This window comes from Gracilibacillus dipsosauri (genome assembly GCF_003176895.1).
Classification (GTDB): Bacteria; Bacillota; Bacilli; order Bacillales; family Amphibacillaceae; genus Gracilibacillus; species Gracilibacillus dipsosauri.
In genome coordinates, this window is the sequence record NZ_QGTD01000005.1 from 273566 (window position 1) to 295431 (window position 21866).

General features: G+C 36.6%; 15 protein-coding genes. 5 read left to right on the top strand and 10 right to left on the bottom strand.

What is annotated here, in order from left to right; genetic code table 11:
• Positions 1 to 51: 51 nt before the first annotated feature.
• From DLJ74_RS05335 to DLJ74_RS05355, 5 genes are all read left to right on the top strand, one after another.
• Entirely contained in the window at positions 52 to 1002 is a 951-nt protein-coding gene (locus DLJ74_RS05335; RefSeq protein ID WP_109983645.1) for a ribose-phosphate diphosphokinase, read from the top strand.
• A gap of 130 nt (positions 1003 to 1132) precedes the next feature.
• Positions 1133 to 1888 (top strand): ABC transporter permease, encoded by a 756-nt coding sequence (locus tag DLJ74_RS05340; RefSeq protein ID WP_109983646.1) that lies wholly within the window; start codon positions 1133 to 1135, stop codon positions 1886 to 1888.
• Positions 1889 to 1909: 21 nt separating this feature from the next.
• Positions 1910 to 2680 carry an ABC transporter ATP-binding protein gene (locus DLJ74_RS05345; RefSeq protein ID WP_054787260.1) on the top strand — a complete coding sequence of 257 codons (771 nt, stop codon included), beginning with the start codon at positions 1910 to 1912 and terminating at the stop codon, positions 2678 to 2680.
• 17 nt (positions 2681 to 2697) lie between these two features.
• On the top strand, positions 2698 to 3768 hold the full coding sequence (locus DLJ74_RS05350; RefSeq protein WP_109983647.1) for an ABC transporter substrate-binding protein: 1071 nt from the start codon (positions 2698 to 2700) through the stop codon (positions 3766 to 3768).
• Positions 3769 to 3859: 91 nt separating this feature from the next.
• Entirely contained in the window at positions 3860 to 4387 is a 528-nt protein-coding gene (locus DLJ74_RS05355; protein ID WP_109983648.1) for a nitroreductase family protein, read from the top strand.
• 10 nt (positions 4388 to 4397) lie between these two features.
• Here the strand turns inward: DLJ74_RS05355 and DLJ74_RS05360 are convergent, their stop codons facing one another.
• The 10 genes from DLJ74_RS05360 to DLJ74_RS05405 all read right to left on the bottom strand — a co-directional run bounded on the left by DLJ74_RS05360 (position 4398) and on the right by DLJ74_RS05405 (position 21806).
• Positions 4398 to 6215 (bottom strand): DUF2264 domain-containing protein, encoded by a 1818-nt coding sequence (locus DLJ74_RS05360; protein WP_109983649.1) that lies wholly within the window; start codon positions 6213 to 6215, stop codon positions 4398 to 4400.
• A gap of 21 nt (positions 6216 to 6236) precedes the next feature.
• Complete coding sequence (locus DLJ74_RS05365; protein WP_245902262.1) at positions 6237 to 7997, bottom strand: heparinase II/III family protein; 1761 nt, start codon at positions 7995 to 7997, stop codon at positions 6237 to 6239.
• Positions 7997 to 9604, bottom strand: a complete 1608-nt coding sequence (locus DLJ74_RS05370) for a response regulator transcription factor (RefSeq protein ID WP_245902283.1) — start codon at positions 9602 to 9604, stop codon at positions 7997 to 7999. The genes DLJ74_RS05365 and DLJ74_RS05370 overlap by 1 nt, the downstream gene beginning before the upstream one ends.
• The gene (locus tag DLJ74_RS05375; RefSeq protein ID WP_245902263.1) at positions 9591 to 11405 is read right to left on the bottom strand and encodes a sensor histidine kinase; all 1815 of its coding nucleotides are present in this window, start codon (positions 11403 to 11405) and stop codon (positions 9591 to 9593) included. Before DLJ74_RS05375 ends, DLJ74_RS05370 begins: the two co-directional genes overlap by 14 nt.
• Before the next feature lie 112 nt (positions 11406 to 11517).
• Complete coding sequence (locus tag DLJ74_RS05380) at positions 11518 to 12885, bottom strand: ABC transporter substrate-binding protein (RefSeq protein WP_109983651.1); 1368 nt, start codon at positions 12883 to 12885, stop codon at positions 11518 to 11520.
• A 128-nt stretch (positions 12886 to 13013) separates the two neighbouring features.
• Positions 13014 to 13841 carry a carbohydrate ABC transporter permease gene (locus tag DLJ74_RS05385; protein WP_109983652.1) on the bottom strand — a complete coding sequence of 276 codons (828 nt, stop codon included), beginning with the start codon at positions 13839 to 13841 and terminating at the stop codon, positions 13014 to 13016.
• A 15-nt stretch (positions 13842 to 13856) separates the two neighbouring features.
• Positions 13857 to 14789: a carbohydrate ABC transporter permease gene (locus DLJ74_RS05390; protein ID WP_109983653.1), complete on the bottom strand. Its 933-nt coding sequence runs from the start codon at positions 14787 to 14789 to the stop codon at positions 13857 to 13859.
• Positions 14779 to 15450, bottom strand: coding sequence for a YesL family protein (locus DLJ74_RS05395; RefSeq protein ID WP_109983654.1), 672 nt, complete (start codon positions 15448 to 15450; stop codon positions 14779 to 14781). Before DLJ74_RS05395 ends, DLJ74_RS05390 begins: the two co-directional genes overlap by 11 nt.
• A 143-nt stretch (positions 15451 to 15593) precedes the next feature.
• Positions 15594 to 18962 (bottom strand): glycoside hydrolase family 30 protein, encoded by a 3369-nt coding sequence (locus DLJ74_RS05400; protein ID WP_109983655.1) that lies wholly within the window; start codon positions 18960 to 18962, stop codon positions 15594 to 15596.
• A 60-nt stretch (positions 18963 to 19022) separates the two neighbouring features.
• The gene (locus DLJ74_RS05405; protein ID WP_181397435.1) at positions 19023 to 21806 is read right to left on the bottom strand and encodes an FIMAH domain-containing protein; all 2784 of its coding nucleotides are present in this window, start codon (positions 21804 to 21806) and stop codon (positions 19023 to 19025) included.
• Positions 21807 to 21866: the final 60 nt, after the last annotated feature.

The following is a 21866-nucleotide window of genomic DNA, read 5'->3' on the forward strand; positions in this document are numbered from 1 at the left end:
CTATGAATTGTTTTATATTTGAAATTTTCACTAAAGTAGGAGGTTTTTTCCTTGAGCAATACTTATCATAATACTAATTTGAGAGTATTTAGCCTTAATTCGAATACAGAACTCGCAAAAGAAATTGCTGATAATATCGGAATTGAACTAGGCGAATCATCTGTAAAAACATTTAGTGATGGCGAAATACAAATTAATATTGAAGAAAGTATTCGTGGTTGTGATGTCTATGTCATCCAATCAACTTACGATCCTGTAGAGGATCACATAATGGAATTACTAATCATGGTTGATGCATTAAAACGTGCATCTGCTCGATCGATCAATGTAGTAATACCATATTATGGATATGCCCGTCAGGATCGAAAATCACGTGCCCGTGAACCAATAACCGCAAAACTGATTGCTGATTTAATCCAAAAGGCCGGGGCAAACCGAATGATTTCTATTGATTTACACGCTCCTCAAGCCCAAGGATTCTTTAATATACCAGTTGATCCAATCACAGCTGTTCCAATTATTGGCGAATATCTGTCAAAGAAAAAGCTAAAAGACATAGTTGTTGTGGCACCTGACCATAGCAGTGTATCACGAGCCAGACAGCTCGCAGATCAATTAAAAGCACCTATTGCGATAGTCGATCGAAGGGGGCCTAGAGATAATGCATCTACTATTAATGTTGTAGGTGAAGTGAATGGAAAAACCGCTATCATCATTGATGATATAATTGATACAGGTCGTAGAATAACGACAAGTACCATGACATTATACGCACATGGTGCAACAGAGGTTTATGCTTGTACCACACACCCGGTTTTATCCGGTATAGCTGTAGAGAAAATTGCTGCTTCTAATTTAGTAGAGTTAATTGTTACTAATACTATTCCATTAACCGAGCATAAAAAAATCGACAAGCTTACCCAGTTAACCGTAGCACCAATAGTAGCAGAAGCGATTATCCGATTATACGAACAACAATCTGTAAGCTCCTTATATACATAATCATAAACAAATGCACCTCCACCCGGACTTTATCTATATGATAAAAATCCGGGTTTTTTCTTGTTCATTTTCTCATGCACATTATTTGGGCGGTTATCATAATATGACCATATAAGAGAGGAAGAGGTTTATGAAGACAAAATTATCGATTCAACAATTGATCACCATCTCCTCCCCACTCATTTTATTATTACTTTGGGAAATTCTATCCCAAACCAATATTTTAGATGCGAGATTTTTCCCGCCACCAACGGTAATATTACAAACTTTAATCGAATTAGGGGAATCAGGAGAGCTATTTCAGCATGTCTCAGTAAGCCTTGTGCGAATTTTGTTAGGCTTTTTATTAGGGGTGCTTCCAGCAATTTGTATTGGTTTATTAATGGGGATGTATAAACATTTTAAATACTTCTTCTCCCCTATTGTGATGATTTTCATGCCAATACCAACTTTAGCTATGCTACCGATTATCTTAATCTTGTTTGGAATTGGGGAGTTTTCCAAAATAGTAACCATTGCTATCAGTGTATTTTTTCCTGTTGTAATTAATACAGCTGCAGGAGTTGCCAATATTGACCGGATTTACTTAGATGTCGCAAAAAACTATCAAGCAAGTGCGAAGGATTTTTTCTTAAAAATCGCACTACCTGGGGCACTACCTGTCATGCTTGAAGGGATTCAAATGGGTCAGGCAATTGCATTACTGACGATTGTTGCTGCAGAAATGATTGGTGCAACCTCTGGAATTGGGTACTTGATTTGGATGAATTATAAAGCCTTTCTTTTACCAGAAATGTATGTAGGATTAGTACTTATATCGTTTTTTGGTTATTTATTTTCCCTATTACTTAGAGGACTCGAACGAAAATTATTGCCATGGAAATAATGGTTGAAACGGGGGATGATGATGTCAAAAATCCAAATCAAGCAATTATCCAAAAAGTTCAAGAAACGGAATAAATATATTGAGGCTTTGGATCAAATCCATTTGTCGATTCAAGAAGGAGAATTTGTCTGTCTACTAGGACCGAGTGGCTGTGGAAAAACCACTTTACTTCGAATTCTTGCAGGATTAGAAGTACCTACTACAGGAGAAGTTAACATTCAACAAGAGGGATCATCCAAAACCCCTATCCAATCTATGGTATTCCAGGAAAATGGCGTGATCCCCTGGCTTACAGTAGAAGAAAATGTTGCCTTTGGATTAAAAATGCGCCACCTACCTTCCTCGTATATAAAGGAACAAACAGAACATTATTTACGGAAAGTCGGTCTTATAAATTTCAAAAAGCTCTATCCAAAGGAACTATCTGGTGGAATGAAGCAAAGGGTAAGCATTGCAAGAGCTTTTGCGAATGACCCTGAGATTTTATTAATGGATGAACCGTTTGCTGCACTAGATGAGCAGAATAAATTTATATTACAAGAAGAGCTTTTATCTATTTGGCAGGAAACGAAGAAAACGGTACTTTTTATTACACATAGTATCGATGAAGCTTTACTATTAAGTGATCGAATTTTACTGATGAGCGCACAGCCAGGCAAAATCGTTAGGGATATCCCGATTAGGTTGGAAAGACCAAGAACTATTGAACAGGTACGCTCCGATCCTGAAATCACCAATACCTTCTTAGAAATTTGGGAGCATTTACAGAAGGAAGTAAAACAAACAAGATAAGTTTTGGGGGAATGATGATGAAAAAAATCATTGGTTGTCTGCTTATAAGCATTTTGGCTATATTATGTTTAACGAGTTGTCAGCAGGAGGAAAAGCCTAAAGCAGAAAAAGCATCCGATGGAGAGCTTCCACCATTAGAAAAAACAGAGAAAGTTGTGATTGCAGAAGATGGATCAGCTTCTGGTGCAGGCTTTTATATCGCTAAAGATAAAGGTTATTTTGAGAAGTACAATATTGAAGTAGAATTTGCTACATTTGGCAATAGTGATGAAATGCTCCCGGCCGTTGCAGCAGGGGAAGTCGACGTGGCGGGCGGTGTCTCCTCTGCCTCTTTCTTTAATTCCATTGCACAAGGAATCGATGTTCGATTTATTGCAGATAAAGGACACAACAATAAAGGCAATTCGTATTTCACATTTGTTGTTAGAGAGGATTTAAAGGACGAAATTAAAGATTATGAGGATGTCAAAGGGAAACGAATTGCAGTCTCCACGAAAAATGCAGTAGATGATTATATCTATCATAAAATGCTTGAACATGCAGGAGTGTCGCCAAATGAAACAGAATTTGTGTTAATGAGTGATTTTGCTAACATGATGGCAGCGATGAGTAATAAACAGATTGATCTCGCCTTGCAAATAGAGCCATTAATTACTCAGGGTGAAAATAAAGGTATTCATACCCGCTTTGGTGATGCAACGGATTATGCACCTAAAGCACAAATTGCCATGGTATTAGGGTCACCAAAATTTCTGACAGATCGTCGTGATGTTGCTGTACGTTTTATGGCTGCCTATCTAGAAGGTATACGTGATTATCATGATGTTTTTATGAAAGGTACTGGTGATGAAGAAGAGATAATCTCTATTATGGCAAATCATACGGCTTTAAAGGATAAAGAACAATGGGTGCAAGCTGGCGTAACAGGACTCAATCCAAATGGTACGATTTTTGAAGAGGATGTGATTCAACAGTATGAATTTTACAAGGAACAGGGTGCTATTCAAGAAGAGCTAGATTTTGATAAAATTATCGATATGTCATTAGTTGAGGAAGCAATTGAAGTAATTGGTACCTATCAAGAATAAGAGTAACATTTTCCTTCTATTCCAATTGTTTTAGTAGATTTAATGTTTGCTATTTGCTAAAATATAGAAAAAGGAATGAGGAGGAAAAGAAATGGATGTATTAGAGGCGATAAAAAAACGTCGTGAAATCACAAAATTTGAAGATCGATCCATTGAGAAGGAAGTACTGGAAAAGGTCATTGATGCGACCTACTATGCTCCTTCAGGAAACAATCTCCCCTCAAAAGATATTATCGTAATAAAAGATACGGAAAAGCTTAAAGCATTAAAAGATACGACTCCCTTTATGCCATGGATCGCTGAAGCAAAGGCAGCCATTGCGATAACTGGTAGGCCGGATATAAGTAAATATTGGCTCCAAGATACTTCGATTGCATCTGGTTATACATGGTTAGAGGCTGTGAATCAAGGATTAGGTGCAGCCTTTGGTGCGATTTATCATGCAGAGGATGAAGAGGAATCTGTTCGTAGAGAAAATCATGCGCGAAAGATATTGAATATTCCTGAAGATCGTCGTGTTGTTGCCATTATCGGTCTCGGTTATCCAGCCGAAACAAAGCCACCTAAAAAGCTTTCGCCAAAAGTAGAAATGGTTCATTTTAATAGTTTTACAGAGTAAATCCCGGATTCTAGCCCCGGGATTTTACTATATCAAATATTTTCTTTTTACCTGAAGAGTAAATACTATCTCCTTTTTTATAGGGTCTTTTTTGCCATTCTGATAACTCATTAGTCGATGGCTGTCCATAAAAAGCATGGATCAGTAAATGTTCCCCTTCTTGGATCGATGATGTTATCGTCGGAATAACCGTTCGCTTATATAAAAGATTTGTATTGGCATTTGGACGGATAAGGATGGCCTTGTGTTCATCCATTAGGTCAATACAACCGACCATCCCATTGTCATTTACCATACCAATACCTACCCCTTCTTTTACTAGTTGTTCTTCTGAAGTATGATCTATGCCTAATGCAAAGCCACCATCAGCAATGTCTAAAGGTCGTTCTGTCTTGATCTGATGGACACGAACATGCCAAGGTAATCCTGGTAATATCCATGTTTGCACCATCACATCCTTCCATGGACGCCATTTCATATATAGGTGGGTCTCCTTCACTTCCTTTTCCACAACATTACGTTTTACTCGATACAATTCATCTTGCTCACTGAGAGCAAGCATCGAATCAAACGCTCCTTGATCCAAGCCCCACTCCGCGCGTGGTACACTAAAACCAAAATGGGTGGAATATGCGAATTTTTCATATTTTGCAGAAGTATGGGTGTGAGCATTTGAATGCGCATAGCCTGTTTGGAACGCAACGACATGTTTACTATTCTTTTCTCGGTCTAGAATAAACCCTGGTTCATTTTGTATATCTCGCTCCGGTAATGTAGGCAGTGGTTCTTCTGCTACTCGCCAAAAATAATGATGATCAGGTAATGCCAAAATAAGAAATATTTTAAAGGACCAATAAGGGGAGCCTGGTGCATTATAATTTTCTGCCATCAATAAATTAGGGTAATGATAGCCAACAGATAAAGTGCCATCTGGGAGAAAGATGTCTTGGTTCATCCAATGACGTAAATGGCGTAAAATAATTCCTTTTATAATCCCCAGTGAAAATACCTCAACGTCCGCATAAACGATTGCACTCCAAAAGGATGCTTGTGCAAATCGATAGGTTAAGCTCCTTCCGTAGGATAGGCTTCTTCCGTCTTCACTAAACCAATAGATAAACTTCTTGGCAAAAAGGACAGCTCGCTCTTTGTACTTTTTGACACGGATTGGATCATCCTTTTCCATCACTTTTGCATAAAACAACCCGTAATAATGCATGGCAAATGGGGTGTAGTAATCAATATGGGCAATCTCTCCATCCTGATACCAACCATTTCCAATATAAAAGTCCTCTATTCTTGTTAAATTTTGTTCTATTTTCTCTTTACTATATGGGGCACCAATCTGCTTTAAACCAATATTGACGATTACCGCGAAAAACAACCAATTACAATCATGTGCCTTAAATCGATTGATTTGAGACAACCAATTAACAAGGTTTTGTTGTTCTTTTTCTCCTAGTACATGCCAAATCTCATCTGGAGCAATACACAATGCATAACCGAATGCAGCCATCTCGACAATTCTTTGGTCATAATCATGAATATCCCCCCAATACCCTTGATGATTTGGATTTGTTCCATTCATGATTCCTTGTAAGTGTCTTGGCCATAGCTCCGGCTTCTTTTGATGAGCTAACAAGGGGGCAGCTCCCCAAAGAACGCGAGAAAAACACTCCATTCCCGCTACTTCATCAGAGTAAGCTGCTCCGGCACCCTCTGGAAGAATTCTAGAATGAAATGAATCATAATAAGGCTCCAATTTCCCCCATAAATCAATTAATAATTGTTCGACATCGGCTTTTGTTTTCAATGGATTTTGCTTCAAACTATCCTACCTCTTCTCCTTTTAACAAAATTCTAATGTGAATATAACCTCTATTTCTTGCTCCAAATCCACTAACGGAAATTGAACACGGAGAAACCCTTCCTGCTCTCCTTGATGATTAGTAAAAAATTGTTGCTCAATGATCGGAGTAAGCTGAGAATCGAATATAAATTTTAATGATTGCTCCTCCCCTTCGAATAAAATATAATCATCAAATAGTCGATAGCTTCTGTCTTCTAAAATAAAACTTTCGATAATGGAGCTTGGTTGTTTCTTAAACTGAAATACATCCGTTAGGAAAAGTCTTGGTTTAGCTGTTTTCTTCCAATGAAATCGTCTATTGTATGCTAATAGAGTAGGTTCTGGATATGTCTGTTCTAGAGCTAATTGCCATATATCCTCATCCTTCGAAAAATCTGATTTCAGTGGAATAGCTTTATATTCTTTACCATCACGCTGAAATTTTCCATTAATAATCGGAATCGAATGCCCTGCTGCACTTGTACAAATAAAGTCATAGCGTTTATCGTTAAAATAGTCTTTATGGTACTGCCCTGCTCCTAAATCCTTTAGAAAAATTTCATTCCCACCAAGCAAAATAAAGTGGCCGATATCATTATGATTATGTGGTTCTGCATTATGTCCACCTTTTGCGGCAAAAGCATATATGCTTATTCTTGAAAGAAATATCATCGATTCATCAAATAAAACCGTCTTCTCTGGCCAATTATTCCCCGGTAATTTAGAATCGTACCAGCTAAGCTCACGAAAAGCAGGTGCCCATCTTCCACAATGATCAATGATTTGAAATTGACCATGCTCTCGTGCAGGAAGATGAATGTCATTCCATTTATGATATAAATAATGACTGAAACCTAGCATTGGTTTGGCCATCGGTATAGCATCTGAAAAATTCACGACAAAATTGCTTGATAGAAAAATATTTTGTTGAAATTGAGCAATTTTATGTACCTTATCCCTTGATAATAAGCGAGACGTTTCTCCAGTCGCTTGTTCATATAAATCTAGAAAATAGAGAAAATATCCAAACCCGTATTGCCAATAGCTGTATCCCTCTGTACATGCACCATCCTCTTCAAACCCTTGCAAATAGCATTCCATTGTTTGGAAGACTCGTGCTAGGATCGAGCGAAGCACGCTCCTATCTGATACCAAATATAAAGCGGCAGCCCCTATCGATCCTGCACAAACTGCTGCCCAATTATGAGTTGCCTCCTCCCACTCATATGGTCCATTGTCTAAATAGATTGCAATCACTCTTCGATCGATTTCGATTTTGATCTTTTCGATTAAAAATGGATCTAATCTATCTTGAAAAATATGATGAATCTCCGCTAGAGTAAAGGCTGTCTCCGCTGCAAATAAGTCAATGGAATAATGTAACGATTGTGAAATTCGATAGTCTTCATAGGTCTGCCCCTCCCGCTCCATATGTAAATGAGCTGGTAGACACCAGGTAAACTCCTGACAAATTTGCCAAATTTGATTTTCTAACTCCTCTATATAAATAAACTCATTAGGGTGTAAATAGCTAAGTAATCCAAAGGTAGTTAATCTCTTTCTTCGATCAAAATATTCGCTCTCAAAAAGCTGTCGATCACCGTTCTTGTGAAAGTGTCGAAACGATTGAAAGGAGGGCTCCTTCGCTCGATTTGTCAGGAAACATTCCGCTTCTTTTTCTATAAAAGCTAGCATTTCTTTAGGTAATTTACTAGGATTTATCGGTTTTTTTTTCCAGATTCCTTGTTTATTTATTTCCATTATGATTGTAGGACTCCTTGTAAAAGTTTGTTCCGGTATTCTAAGGGAGTGCAACCAGTTTGCTTTTTAAATATCTTAATGAAATAGCTTTGGTTATCATAGCCTAATCGCTCACAAATTTGACCAATGGGATCTGTTGTGAATTCTAATAATTCCTTTGCACGTTGGATTTTTTGTTGTTTAATATATTCCACAAATGTAATATTCATTTCTTTTTTAAATAAGCGACTAAAATAACTTGGGTTTAAGTAAAGGTGATCTGCCACTTCATCCAAAGAAAATTTCGATTCAATATTACTAGAAACATAATAGCATGCACTAAGTACATCCTTGTGATAAGCGCTTTTTAATAAATGCTCTGAAGCGCCAAGACAGTTTATTAAATATTGAAGAACATATTCCTTTAACTCTTCCAAGGAAGCAATCATTAAAATATCCTTTTGGATTGCCTCTGCTTGATAATTGGATGGATAGTAATGAACAGAACTCAACTTCATTTTCAGCTCTAATAACATTCTTAAAAATCCTTCTTTGACTGTTTCAGGATCACAATCTTCCTTTTGACAGTAGAGAGACCAATGATGGATTTGTCTTTCTAATTCGGATCGATCCCGTTGAAAAATAGCCTTCTTCATTCGACTAATGATCTCCTGATAGAATTGTAACATTTCACTTCTATTGTTTTTGCTTGACGCTTTGCTCAGTTTTTGCTTATCTGTAATGCTATTTTGTTTTAAATAGAACAATTGCTTATCACTATTGACTAAGTAATGAATTTCCTTTTTTATTTGGTAAACAGGCTTATTGTCCCCGATTAAAAAAGTGATTTGAATATGCAAAAACTGATTGATTGCTTGTTGGATTTTATTCAACAATACTCGTAAATCATCAAAATAATTCCGCTTAATATTATTAGAATTAGGGTATAAAAGAACCCCCTTGTTCTGTTCATAATGGATAAACAATGCATGTGTTTCCTGCTTGAGAATCATTTCCTCTGCAATATTTTGAATCGCAAATAACAAGGTTTCCTCTGATACATAGTTGTTTTTTACAATATAAAAATGGTTGATAAGAAATAGAACAGGAATATAGTACTTGTCTTGTTGTAGGCGTTCTTGATGAAATCGATTGGATGCACCTTGAATAAATTCTTTTAACAGTCTTTGGTTTTCTAAGTCATGATTTTGATTTACCTGGTGTCGAAGACGCTGCACCTCACCTTTTTGATATTTTTCATTATCTAAACGTTCCTTACATTTACGTAATATATTTTGTAAATCTTCTGGATCAAGTGTTTCTTTCAGCACATAATCTTGAACATTTAATTTTAGTGCTTTTTGCGCATAATTAAATTCATTATGACAAGAGATAATAGCGACCTGTAAATTAGTTTTTAGTTCTTTTAATTTTTGCGTTAATTCGATCCCATCCATTTTAGGCATTCCAATATCTGTGATGAGAATATCTGGCATCTCCTTTTTAGCAGATTCATAGGCACTCATGCCGTTGTCGTGGGTACTAATTAGTTTGAGACCTAATTTGTCCCAATCTACCACCTCTGTCAGAAATTCAATGGTAGGAAAATCGTCATCAACTAACATCACCTTGTACAATACCATCACCCTCCAAAGGAATTTTTATGCTAATCGTTGTGCCTTCTCCAATTTGACTGCGTATTTCCATCGATGGTCTCAGAGGAAATGTCAAATGTAGACGTTCATAGACATTTGCTAAACCAATACTAGAGAGTCCTTTATTGGATTTATACTTTACTTTTGGTTTGATGAAAGACTTCTGAACTTTTTCCAATGTTTCCGGATCCATTCCTATTCCGTTGTCTTGAATCAAAATCTCTAATTCACCCTCTTCAACCCTTGTCTTTAATAGAATCCTTCCATTACTCTGATGAAACCCGTGGATAATCGCATTTTCTATTAGAGGCTGTAGGATAAACCGCGGTATCATCACTTCCGTGCTTGGTTGATCCATTTCTTTTAGCAGGTTCACCTTATGCTTTTGTCTCATATTCATTAAATGAACGTAATCACTAATTAGACTAATTTCATCAGCAACCGTTATCATATCATGGTTATTATCTATCGTTCCTCTTAATAACTTCGACAAAGATTGAATCATGATAGCGCTGTCTTTATCACCGAACTTTAACACTTTCATCCTAATGGAATTTAATACATTAAATAAGAAATGTGGATTAATTTGAGCTTGAAGCATAGCAAGCTCTGCCTGTCTTTTTCTCCTCTGTGTATTTCTCACTTCTTCAATCATTCCATTAATTCGTTCAATCATTTGATTTAAGGACCGGGAAAACTTTCCGATTTCATCATGGCTTTTCACCTCTGCACGTACTGTTAGATCACCAGTTTGCACTTGTTTCACTACTTTATCTAAATGACCTAGTGGTTTTGTAATACGTTTCATTAAAAAGGCTAATAGCACAAAAAATATGGCGAATGAAATAGATAAAAACGAAAAAACCTTTGAAAATACGGCATTGATATTGGATGTCGCTTGCTTATATGGAATGATTGAAACAAGACTCCAACCATTAAAGGAAAGTTTCTTAGTCGTCAATAAATGCTTTTTCTCTTTCCAATCAATAATAGTAGAGGTATCCTTGTTCGTAAGCTGTTCTCTAATCTCCAGTTTTTCTCCAATTTGATCAGCATTTTGTGTAGATAATATCGTCTGATTCTGATCAACTAAAAGGATCTGTTCTTGATTATTTTTGTTTTGTAAAATATTTCTGATTTTCGTTTCAAGTAGTGTAACGACCACATAGCCATATATCTGTTGATTGGTGTCTCTTAGGGTTCTCGCTACAGATAACTGAAATGGGTGATTCAGTTGGTCATAAGCGAATTCAGTTGATTCCACTCCCACCCATAAGGATTGATAGCCTCTAATTTGTTGCAAGTCTTCAAACCAATCCTTCTTGAATATTTCCATTGGATTATATTCCGTAACAGAATAATTCGTATAATACTTTCCATTTGTTAGCAATATCGTAACATAGGATTTCTCCCCCAATTGTGTAATGTTTTCAATCGTTTTTCGAACGAGCCGATCCTCCATATATGCTTCATACGTATGGCTATCTTCTCCACTTCCATCTCTTGCTTTACTTTTTAACACGGCATTGATTTCTGTATCGATCTGAACAAAATTGGAGACATTCATTAAATCCTCTAATATTTTCGTTACATTCTCATTTACTAAATTGATTTCTTTTTTGGCATTCATAATTGCTTGCTCTTCCACCGCATCTCTCGTTAAGTATGTATAAAAGGAAAGACATACGAGGACAGGAATGCCGATACATAAAAAGGATGCAAAAAATACCTTAGAACGAAAAGAAGGAGACGCCAATCTCCGAAAATTCACCATCATTTGTTCACTCCTCTAGGAAAGAAAGGGTGGGGAAAGGTCGGGAGAAAACGTCCCTATACTAATTGTAATCGCTTTTATATTTTATTGCTATCATACTGTTTTTTTTAGATTACTGGTTATTGGCTATTATTTCTTTCGCTTTCTCATGCATTGCCTGTATCGTTTGATCTATATCCTGTTCTTCGTAAATCAGTTTTTCGTATTCATCATTCACCATTTGGTAGATTTCTGCTTGATACGAAACTGGTGCAATAAGCTTGGATGACTTGGCATTTTTTAATACCGTAATTAATGCTTCTTTATCGACTTTTTCTGGATTATTCGTATCTGCTAAAATCGTGTCAACAATCCCTTCTAGTTCACTATCTTCCACACCATTCCATGATGGAATATTCTTCCCTTGTACTAATTGACCTTCTGTTGTGTACCAACGGATAAATTGATAGGCTGCTTCTTTGTGCTCCGAGCTTGATGCTACAGCCATATAATCTGTTGTGACAGGAGTATACCCACCTTCTGAATTTTCGTCATTTTTCGGATATGGCGCAACTCCAACATTAAATTCTAATGGAAATTGATCGGTACCACCTAATTCTGTATTCATCCAACTCCCAATTAATACTAGGCTGGAATCTTGATTAAAGAATTGATCCCTATAATGCAATTTCTGTGACATAATATCCGTATATGGTGTCGCTGATTGATCTTCTTTTTCCATTTGCCAACGCAATTCTAGTGTTTTACGAAAAAGTGGATGTTCAAAATTAGAAGAACCATCTTCCTTAATAAAACCTGTTTCCTCTTCTTCACTTGCTAAAGCGAGCTTCATATATTCCATCCAACCACCATTTTGAGGCCCATGGAAAAATGTTCCGTAGTGATCGTCTGTCGTTAATTTCTTCGCATAATCGGCAAACTCATCCCAAGTCCAATCTGTCGGCATCTCTAATCCAGCTTCTTCTAAATGATCTTTATTCACTAATACATACCATGGATTAAACTTTCCTGGTAAAGCATAATAGCTTTCATTCAGTTTTGTGTTCACTTTATATTCCTCGCTTACTTCAAATCCTTCTTCCTCAATAAATTCATCAATCGGAGCTACCATACCTAAATCTACTCTTTCTGCATAGGATGCTGGATCACTGAACATCAGAACATCTAGCTGTTCACCAGAGGATGCGGCTAAATCTAATTTTTGCAATGCTTCATTTGTATCCCCTTTTTCACTGAGCACAACTAGTTCCACATTAATATTTGGATAAGCCTCTTCAAATGCTGGAATGGTTTCTGACCAGTTGTAGCTTGCTTCGTTTCCATGTGTATGGAACTTGATCGTTACCTCCCCATCTTCTTCATTTGATTGATTACCATTGGCTGAATCGTTTGAATCGGTTTCCTCTGTATTACAGCCAACCAACATACCGATAAGTATAAACATACTAAATAAGACCCACAAAACTTTTTTTTGCATCATTCTACCCCCTCTATTTTTTGAAAACCCTTTCATGCTATTAGCTTAACAAAATTCAATTTTATCGACATACTCATTTTTTTACCTATGACAGCACTATTTTGACATTCAATGAATACTTGTGAAAATACTTAACCTTTTACACCCCCTAATGCAATTCCATCGATAACATGTTTTTGACCTAATATGAAGACAATCAATAACGGTAATATTGCAGATACAGCTGCTGCCATAATTAGTGTATAGAAGCTTCCATTAATCGTGGTAAACTTCTGCATAGCTAATTGGATCGTATATAATGCATCTGTTCTTAAGAATATCAGTGGATTTTGGTAATCATTCCATGTCCAAATAAACCGCAAAATAGCATATGTGGCAACAGCTGGTCTAACAATTGGCAAAGCTATCTTCCAAAATATTCGCCAGTGTCCTGCCCCATCTATCTTCGCTGCATCAATAAAGTCTTGATGGATTCCCATAAAGAACTGCCTAAGCATAAATGTACCTAAAACACTAAAGCTTCCGAGTAGGATTAAGCCTAGGTGACTATCAAATAATCCAATAAAACGATATAAAATGAATTGTGGTACTAAACTTGCTTGTGGTGGTACCATATAAGTTGCTAATACGATAATAAATAGCCATCCACCAGCCGGGAAGCGAACCTTCGAGAAGCCATAGGCAGCTAGTGAAGAAACAACAACTGATAAAGCAGTTGTGAGAACAGCTACTTTAATCGAATTCCAATAATAAAGATAAAATGGATGCTCTCCAAACCATACTTCTTTATAATTCTCTACCGCATTCCATCTTGAAGGAATCCATTCTATTGGAAATTTAAACACATCTGCCTCTATCTTCAAAGAGGTAGAGAGCATCCAAATAAAGGGTAATAAAAATGCTATACTACAAAACAATAAGACAATCGTACTTACTAATTTTTTTATGTTTAACGTCATTCTACACACCTACCTTTAATAATTCACCCATTTTTTCTGCCCCAACCATTGTAAGATCGTAATTGTGAATACAAAAATAAATAAAACAACTGCAATTGCGGAGGCATAACCAATTTCTAAGTTAAGAAATGCCATCTCATATAGATGCCAGACGAGCATCGTAGTAGAATTTAATGGTCCACCTTGTGTAAGGACAGCTATTAAATCAAATACCTTAAATGTTGCAATAATCCCTGTTATTAATAGAAAGAACGACGTTGGTGAGATTAAAGGAAAAGTAATATTACGAAACTTGTACCATGTATTTGCCCCATCGATATCTGCAGCTTCATATAGTTCTTTGGGTATAGATTGGAGCCCAGCTATATAAACTATCAAATTAAACCCAATTGAAATCCAAATATGGATAATCATTACGGAAATAAGGGCAAAATTCGGATCCGAAATCCATGTTGGTGGATTTTCAATACCGAATGACATTAATACTTGATTAATTGGACCTTGTGACGGATGAAACAACACTTGCCATACAACGGCAATAGCCACAACACTTGAAATATATGGCATGAAAAACGCTACCTTAAAATAGCTTTTTAAATAAACATGCTTGTCAATAATGATAGCCAAACATAATGCAACAAGCATCGTAATAGGTACGGTAAAAATAAAAATAGCATTATTAACAACAGATTGAATAAATTTCTTGTCCCCGAGTAGTTCAGAAAAGTTCTCTAAACCTACCCATTGTAAATTTTCAATGCCTTGAACAAATTTCCAATCTGCAAATGCTAATATAAATGTTGCAATAATAGGAAATAAAACGATAATCGAAACCCCTATTAACATTGGGGAAACAAATAGAAAACCTGCTAGATTTTCACTTTTTTCTATTTTACTTTTCTTTTTACGCTGTGTAGATTGGGAAGTCCAATTTACTTCACTTGCCATGTAAGACACCTCTTTCCTCGATTGGTTGGATTCTAATCGGTTCCTTTATTTGATATTTTTTCATTCGCTTAAATGCCAGCTGTGTGAAGTACATTGCAATAAAGGAGAGACCACTTCCTAAAAATAAAAATGACAGACCTGGAATAACCAGACATACAAATAAAAAACTCCAAATCGTCATAAGCATCCAAAAGGTTTGTAAAGGAAATAATGTCCCAATTTGAATCGCAGCTTTTATTTGTTGATAGATTTTTCTTTTAGCTGATACCAGTAGGCCAAAAACATATAACAAAACTACGATACCTAGAATAAAGACGGTTGCACTACTACTTAAAATGACATAATAGATAAAACCACTAAAATTCTGTACTAATGAAAAATCAATGTAAAGAGCAATTCCGCTTAATAGGACGAAGCTTCCAATTATATTGCTTTGAATAAAATATTGCTTATATGCACCCCAATATTCTTTCCACACTACAAAATCGTCCTCACGATCTATCCATTTTTTATTGATCGCAAACATGGCTGTAATGGCTGGAAAGATTCCTGCTATAATCCCACCTATTATAGTAAAAATAAACGCTAAAATGTTGAGATAGGCCAATCGATATATCCAATCACATAGCCTAAAAATTCCACTAGTTGTATGGAATTGCATGTCGTTCACCTTCTTTCCTACCATTCATTTTAAGCGTTTTCAACAAGGGGTTATAGCTCTATTTTTACTTTTATCATGTGCATTTTTACTTATATAGCTAAAACACACTAGGAATTCCTTAAAAGGATCCTAGTGTGTTTTCCTTACTTTTTCTTTAATTCTGCTATTGCATCATCTAATGAGCTCCTTGCTTCAGCCACATCTAAAATAGTAGATTGAGGATTTTTTAATACCCTTTTGGCTTGTAACAATGCTTTATGGAATATCTTCCAGCTTTGTTTCGTATATTTTTTACGATTTTTATCTTTGTGAGTATCGTAAAGCTCTTGTAATTCTGCTTTATCGACTTCGATCTTATTTTTACCTGTGATGATATCCATACCATCAAAGGTAAATTCGCCTGCTTTTATATAAACTTTTGCAGAATGCTCCTGATCCTTTAAACCCCTAATGGAATAAGAGGTTTGACGATCACCTTTTGCCTGTATTCGATAATCATCATCAACTAAAACACCATCAATATAAACATCAACTATGGAATCCGAGGTAGCACCAAACAAATTGAATCCAGAGCCATTAAAATGAAAGATCATACTACTATTACTTATTTTATCTGAACCATCTGATATAGGGTCATTGGTTTCTACTTCTGCTTTTGTAAAACTAGTCCAGCCATCCTTAGCAACTACTCGTAATGTGTGTTCTCTTTCCTCTAGATTTTCAGCAGACCACACCATTTTTTCCATACTGCTATTGTTTAAGTAGTTCCCTTCAGCAACTAATTTACCGTCCAAATAAATATCTGCTTTTCCATTGTTTGGATTTGCCTCACCGTATAATCGAATGCCATGACCTTTGAACTTAATTTCAAATGCTTCGCCATCCGAACCCCATGCATTATTGCTATTGGATGACCAATCACCCTGATAATACACCTTGTTTAAGTCCCCTTGTTGCTTAGCAATATCTTGATGCGTGATCGTCACTCCATTCCAGACAGGAATCTCTGTACCTGCGCGCATGAGTGTACGATTAAAATGGCCGTACCCTGATTGTAAAAACTCCCAGTCTCCAATATAGCTAATTGGATTCCATTTATCTTTTTGACTTAATGCTTCTTCCTCTGAATTCATTTTCTTACCTTGTGCATTATCATATTTTTCAGAGGTATAGGTATATCTTTTCAATTTATCGATATGCAAATTATCAAATAATGTCTGATAATATCCTGAACCAATGGCTACTCTACCAGCCATTACCGTTGCATCCTCATCTATAAAGCTATCAATTTCTTTACCATCTAAGTAAAGCGTAAAATTATTCTCTTTTGCCTCAAAAGCTAAATGATGCCATTCTTTATTATTAAAGCCTTTCAGGGTACCACTTTTTTCAATATTTCCTAATTTCCATAATTCATATCGACCATCTGCATAGATACGAGCATTATAAGGTGCAGAGGAATCGGACCATGCTGATTTCACCTGGCGTAAACCAATCAACACATAGTTTTCTCTACCTTCTACTTGCTGTGTATCGGTATCCAATAAAAAGTCAAAGGAGGCCTTATAATTTACCCAACGGAAATCCCCTAATACGGTATGTGGATTGACGTCAGCTGCTGATCCGTCTTCTCCTCCCCAGACGGACCATTCTGCTCCAATCATATCTGGAGTAATTTTTTGCATGAGCATATTTCCATGTGGTTCTGCATTTGGAATATCACGGTTAAGTTTTGTCTCTTTAGTAACCACTTCAAATGCACCGATTTGATCAGTTGTATACCTAGGAGTACCCCCTCGACGTTCTACATAATCTCTACCTTTTTCATCAATGGAATAATCGTCATATTCAAAATTATCCTTATAAGGTAAAGGCATGATGGTATCTTCGGTTAAATCTACTGGATTAGATTGATAGGTGAAATCACTAACCTCTGATTCCTTATCTAATGTAGATATCGTGACAATCGAATATGGCTTGACCTCTACTTCATAGGTGCCCTCTTTTGGTGTGATAACATCTATATTTTGAAGCCAATTTTCATCATAACTTTCATCCTTATCTGGTCCGCGTGTTTCCCAAACGTATACAGGGGCGTTTTGCTTATTACTTAAATTCTTTGTCTGAATCTTGTATTTACGTGTTAGATTCGTGTTGTTGGCAAATACAGTTGTATAATCATCTGTCTTCGGATCCTTTAAAGTTAAATAGTTATGGGTACTTGTATCAACATCTACCCCTCCATCAAAAAATTCACCATCACTATATGTCGCGTCCTCGACGTACATCCAACGTTCATTTTCCTTTGTTGATGGGTCGTCTTGTTCAACAAAATTCATGACATGACGGACCCCCGTTATACCACCATCTACTTCATAAAAGCCTGACCATGGATCAAATGCGCTGATCAGGTGCTTGGGATTGTATTGGGCACCTTGATAAAAAGCTGCTACAGCAGGTTGAAAATCAAAGGATACCGCATTCAGTGGATAATTTCCTGCTCCGGTCCAGGAGTAAACGGAAATGATACGAGATGTTACGTCTATAATCCCAGCCCTTCCTCCAAGCCCATGATATTGTGGCTCCATGTTATCTCGGTATCGAGCATTAATCATTGGGGCAATTCCTTCCGAAACCCATAATTCCTTTGGTTGTTTACCTTCTGCTATTAATTGCTCTTGCAACTGATTTAATTCACCAGATCCAGTTAATCCATAGTGGCTACTAATCACATCAATTTCATCGATTAAATCAGGCTCGTCAAGTAATACTTGACTAATTGAAGATGTGTCACGATAACCATCTGCCGCTACTAATTTTAAATGCTTATAATCTGATTCATAGTTTGGCTCTTGTTTAATCTTTGAGGTAAAATATTTCAACCATTCTACTTCTACTCTTCCGTTTCCATTAATAGCTCTTTCATTCTGTGAGATTCCAATATAGTCTAGTTTAAAGCCATATTCTTCATATACTGCATCTATCGTTTGTTTATACCATTGATAGCGATTTTCAAAATTGCCATCTTTGGCACCATTCCAAGTCCAACGTGGCTCACCCCATCGTAAGATTTCAGTCGTTATATTAGGATTAATCGATTTCGCATCTGCAGCAAATTGAAATCCTGCTCCTCTTCTGACATTTGCTGGTTCGTTCTCCTTTCGTTTTGTTGCAGGTTCGGTTCCTGACGAAGAATTCACATCTGCACCTAATTCAATCTTTACATGAGCAAGCCCAGCACCTGTATCTGGATTAAATAAGTGATTCATTATTTCCCAATACTTATCTGGATGTTCTTCTTTATAATCCAATAGTAATCGTGATGTATTGTTGGCAGTGACGACACCAAAGCCTTTGAAGCGATGGTAATCATTGACCTTTTCTCCATCGATCGTAATTGTTTGGACATCTTGATCTGCTTTCACATCATCCTTCTCGAACACGGTAACAGCAATAATGATAATCATGATAGAAGCGAATACCCAGATTCGTTTCTTATTCCTTCTCCCCATCAAATCTCCCTTTCTATTCGCATAATTGCATACGCCTACAAGTAAAGTTTATAACTCTAGCTATTCCTTCCATTGCTCTATTAATTTTTCGCTATATTTTTTTAAATCCTCTTGTGCCTCACTCGATATATTGTCAGCATTATTATTCAAATGCTTAAGGAAATCCTCTAGACTTTTGATTGCTTGGTTCCACTTGTTTTTTTCATAATGCTTTTCTGCTACTGTTAATCGATTATTTAATATTTTGTAGCTTGGTTTGGCTATTTCTTCTGATTTTACGTAATCACTTAATGCCATTCTCAATGAATCGATGGAAATCATTTCTTCTCTTTCAACTGCTAGCCATGCTAGAACCGGATCACTTCCACCTACTTTACTAACACTAATTTGTACGTCATCAGCCTGTTCTAATTCAAATTGAAGTCTTTCTTGGTGGGCTTTTGTGTCTTTATTTGTTGTGAATTCTACCGAATCTAGCACATGACCAGTAGAATCTATGGCAGAGAACTTCATATTTCGTGTAGCACCCCACCATTCCTTGTAACCTGAAATAACTGTATATTTCCCCGGCTCTAAATTTATTTTGTAATCGATACTTTTATCGGCATGTGCCCACCAGCCACTATCATAAATATTGGTAGAGTCGGAAGTGCGAGAACCAATATCTGTCCCAATGATTCCTGTATAACCCCAATTGCCATCATACTCTTGATCAGGGACATTATTGATAAGCTGATCACCTAATCTTTTCTTAACAGCCTGAAAAAAAGGATCCTCTGTTGCAGCACCATGAATAAAATAATTGGTGCCCTGATTAATTACATCTACGGTTGCAGTTACTTCAAAACCATCAGCCATCGTCCCTGTAATCTTTTCTGAGTGATAAGGGGTAAAATCTATATCATTTGTTAGCCAATTAACTGATTCTGTCACCGTTTCACCAATCGCATTCTTTACTTCAAGTGTTTCTGGTAAACCTGAAGCACCTTCATCGGCAGTGACGGCGAATTCGGTTGGACCAACCACAGATACAATCGTATCTGGTTCTATAAGATTATACGTTTCTGTTAATATACCGCTCGACTCTTCCCCGTCTACATAAGAAACCGCCTTTAGCGTTGTCTCGCCATAGGTTAGTGCAATCGGTTCCTCATATAATGTACTGTTCTCCGTTGGTTCAGAACCGTCCGTCGTATAGTAGATACGGGCATTACTATCTGGACTAGTGAGTGTAATAGATTGTTCCGATGGATAGGTTTCCCCTTCCTTATTAACTACAGGTAATGCAGCAATTTCTCTATCTAGATTATTCGCATAAACCTGCATCTCTAGTAACCCATTTTCCCAGCTAGCCGTAGAATTATCATTATGGGCATTTTTTACGGCTGTCACATCTATCTTTACATAACGATATTTACCTTCTAACTGGTTGCTTTTAAAACCAGTCATTTTATTCTGGGATTCGTCCGCAAGCAACGTCCAATCTTTATTATTATTGCTACCTTGTACTGTATATTGATAGTATGCCTCTGAACCATTGAATTGCTTGAAGCTAAAGTCAACACGGGCTAAATCATACACTTTTTCTAAATCAATCGTTGCAGACCATGGTACTTTATTTTGTTGATAATATTTCGTGTCTGGACTCCAAGTATCTGGTTCAAAATAATGACCATCATTTATATAACGTAGTAACTTTCCTTCAATAACATTATCTTCCCCAAAGACAGGCTTACCTTCTGATACATTCGTTACATTAGGATGGACAAATTTCCCTGTATCAGAATCCATATACCAGCCAGGTTCAAATTCCATTGTCATTGTCTTTGTTTCATGATTTATTTCAAGTGGTAGCCAAACATAGGTGGAGAATCCGATCGAATCAGGCTTCCAACGATCTCCCATATAAACATATTGAGAGCTGCCATCTTTGGCTTTTACCTCCATAATATTTGTTGGTTGACTATAAAAAGTCGTATTATTTCCTACTGGTTGAAGCTTAGCCCAACCTTCGGGGTTACTAATATCTGTTGTGTAGGAATACATTGCCTGGTTTGGATACCATCCAGATTGTCCTGAGGTGATGATATAATAAATGCCATTTGCTTTAATTAAAGCTGGGGCCTCTCTTCTTTGACCTGTAAATAATAAATAAGATTCATCCACTACCACATTAGTACTATCTTCCGTAAGTGGATAAACTCTCATGTTCTCATGATCTTGTGTACTAATTAAATATCCTTCTCCCGTATCTGGATCTTGGAATACATTGAAATCACGTGAAGTAAAACCACCAGGTCTGAAATTATGATGGATCGTATAATGTCCGTCAATAGTATCCGAAGAAGCGATCAGCAACCGGGAAGCAGTATAATTTTCTCCATTTTCCCAATGGGCAAATAAGACAAATTTTTCGCTATCTTCATCGTAAATAAGCTTCGGACGTTCCATATTAAAATTACCTGTTTCTGGATCCACTAGACCAGGTGATTCATCTGTGTTTTCTCCTGGATTTGTTTCATCTGAAAGAATCGTTTTAACGAATTTCCAATTTAATAAATCCTTTGAACGATAAAGATTAGCTCCATGTGTATCGTGTGTATTATCAGATTTGTCTTCGCCAATCCAGTAATACCAGCCATCATATTCAAGAAAACCTCCACCATGTGCTTGAATATGATTTCCATCCGTATCATTCCAAATTTCCCCTACCGGAACACCTTGGTAATTAGTAGTAGCTGAGGAAGTAGCTAAGCTTGCTGCAATAGATATGGGGACAATTCCGCTAAACATTAGCATTAAAACCGTAGACAAAAATATTTTTTTTGCTTTTAAGTCTTTCATTTTCCACTCCTCCTCTTGTTTTTGAATCATTAAGTGGTTACACACTTTAGGTATGGGGCT

What these genes read in the sequence shown, in the direction of transcription:
- DLJ74_RS05340 (WP_109983646.1), top strand. Translation starts at nt 1,133, where the DNA reads ATGAAGACAAAATTATCGATTCAACAATTGATCACCATCTCCTCCCCA.
- DLJ74_RS05345 (WP_054787260.1), top strand. Translation starts at nt 1,910, where the DNA reads ATGTCAAAAATCCAAATCAAGCAATTATCCAAAAAGTTCAAGAAACGG.
- DLJ74_RS05350 (WP_109983647.1), top strand. Translation starts at nt 2,698, where the DNA reads ATGAAAAAAATCATTGGTTGTCTGCTTATAAGCATTTTGGCTATATTA.
- DLJ74_RS05355 (WP_109983648.1), top strand. Translation starts at nt 3,860, where the DNA reads ATGGATGTATTAGAGGCGATAAAAAAACGTCGTGAAATCACAAAATTT.
- DLJ74_RS05365 (WP_245902262.1), bottom strand. Translation starts at nt 7,997, where the DNA reads ATGGAAATAAATAAACAAGGAATCTGGAAAAAAAAACCGATAAATCCT.
- DLJ74_RS05375 (WP_245902263.1), bottom strand. Translation starts at nt 11,405, where the DNA reads ATGGTGAATTTTCGGAGATTGGCGTCTCCTTCTTTTCGTTCTAAGGTA.
- DLJ74_RS05380 (WP_109983651.1), bottom strand. Translation starts at nt 12,885, where the DNA reads ATGATGCAAAAAAAAGTTTTGTGGGTCTTATTTAGTATGTTTATACTT.
- DLJ74_RS05385 (WP_109983652.1), bottom strand. Translation starts at nt 13,841, where the DNA reads ATGACGTTAAACATAAAAAAATTAGTAAGTACGATTGTCTTATTGTTT.
- DLJ74_RS05390 (WP_109983653.1), bottom strand. Translation starts at nt 14,789, where the DNA reads ATGGCAAGTGAAGTAAATTGGACTTCCCAATCTACACAGCGTAAAAAG.
- DLJ74_RS05395 (WP_109983654.1), bottom strand. Translation starts at nt 15,450, where the DNA reads ATGCAATTCCATACAACTAGTGGAATTTTTAGGCTATGTGATTGGATA.
- DLJ74_RS05400 (WP_109983655.1), bottom strand. Translation starts at nt 18,962, where the DNA reads ATGGGGAGAAGGAATAAGAAACGAATCTGGGTATTCGCTTCTATCATG.
- DLJ74_RS05405 (WP_181397435.1), bottom strand. Translation starts at nt 21,806, where the DNA reads ATGAAAGACTTAAAAGCAAAAAAAATATTTTTGTCTACGGTTTTAATG.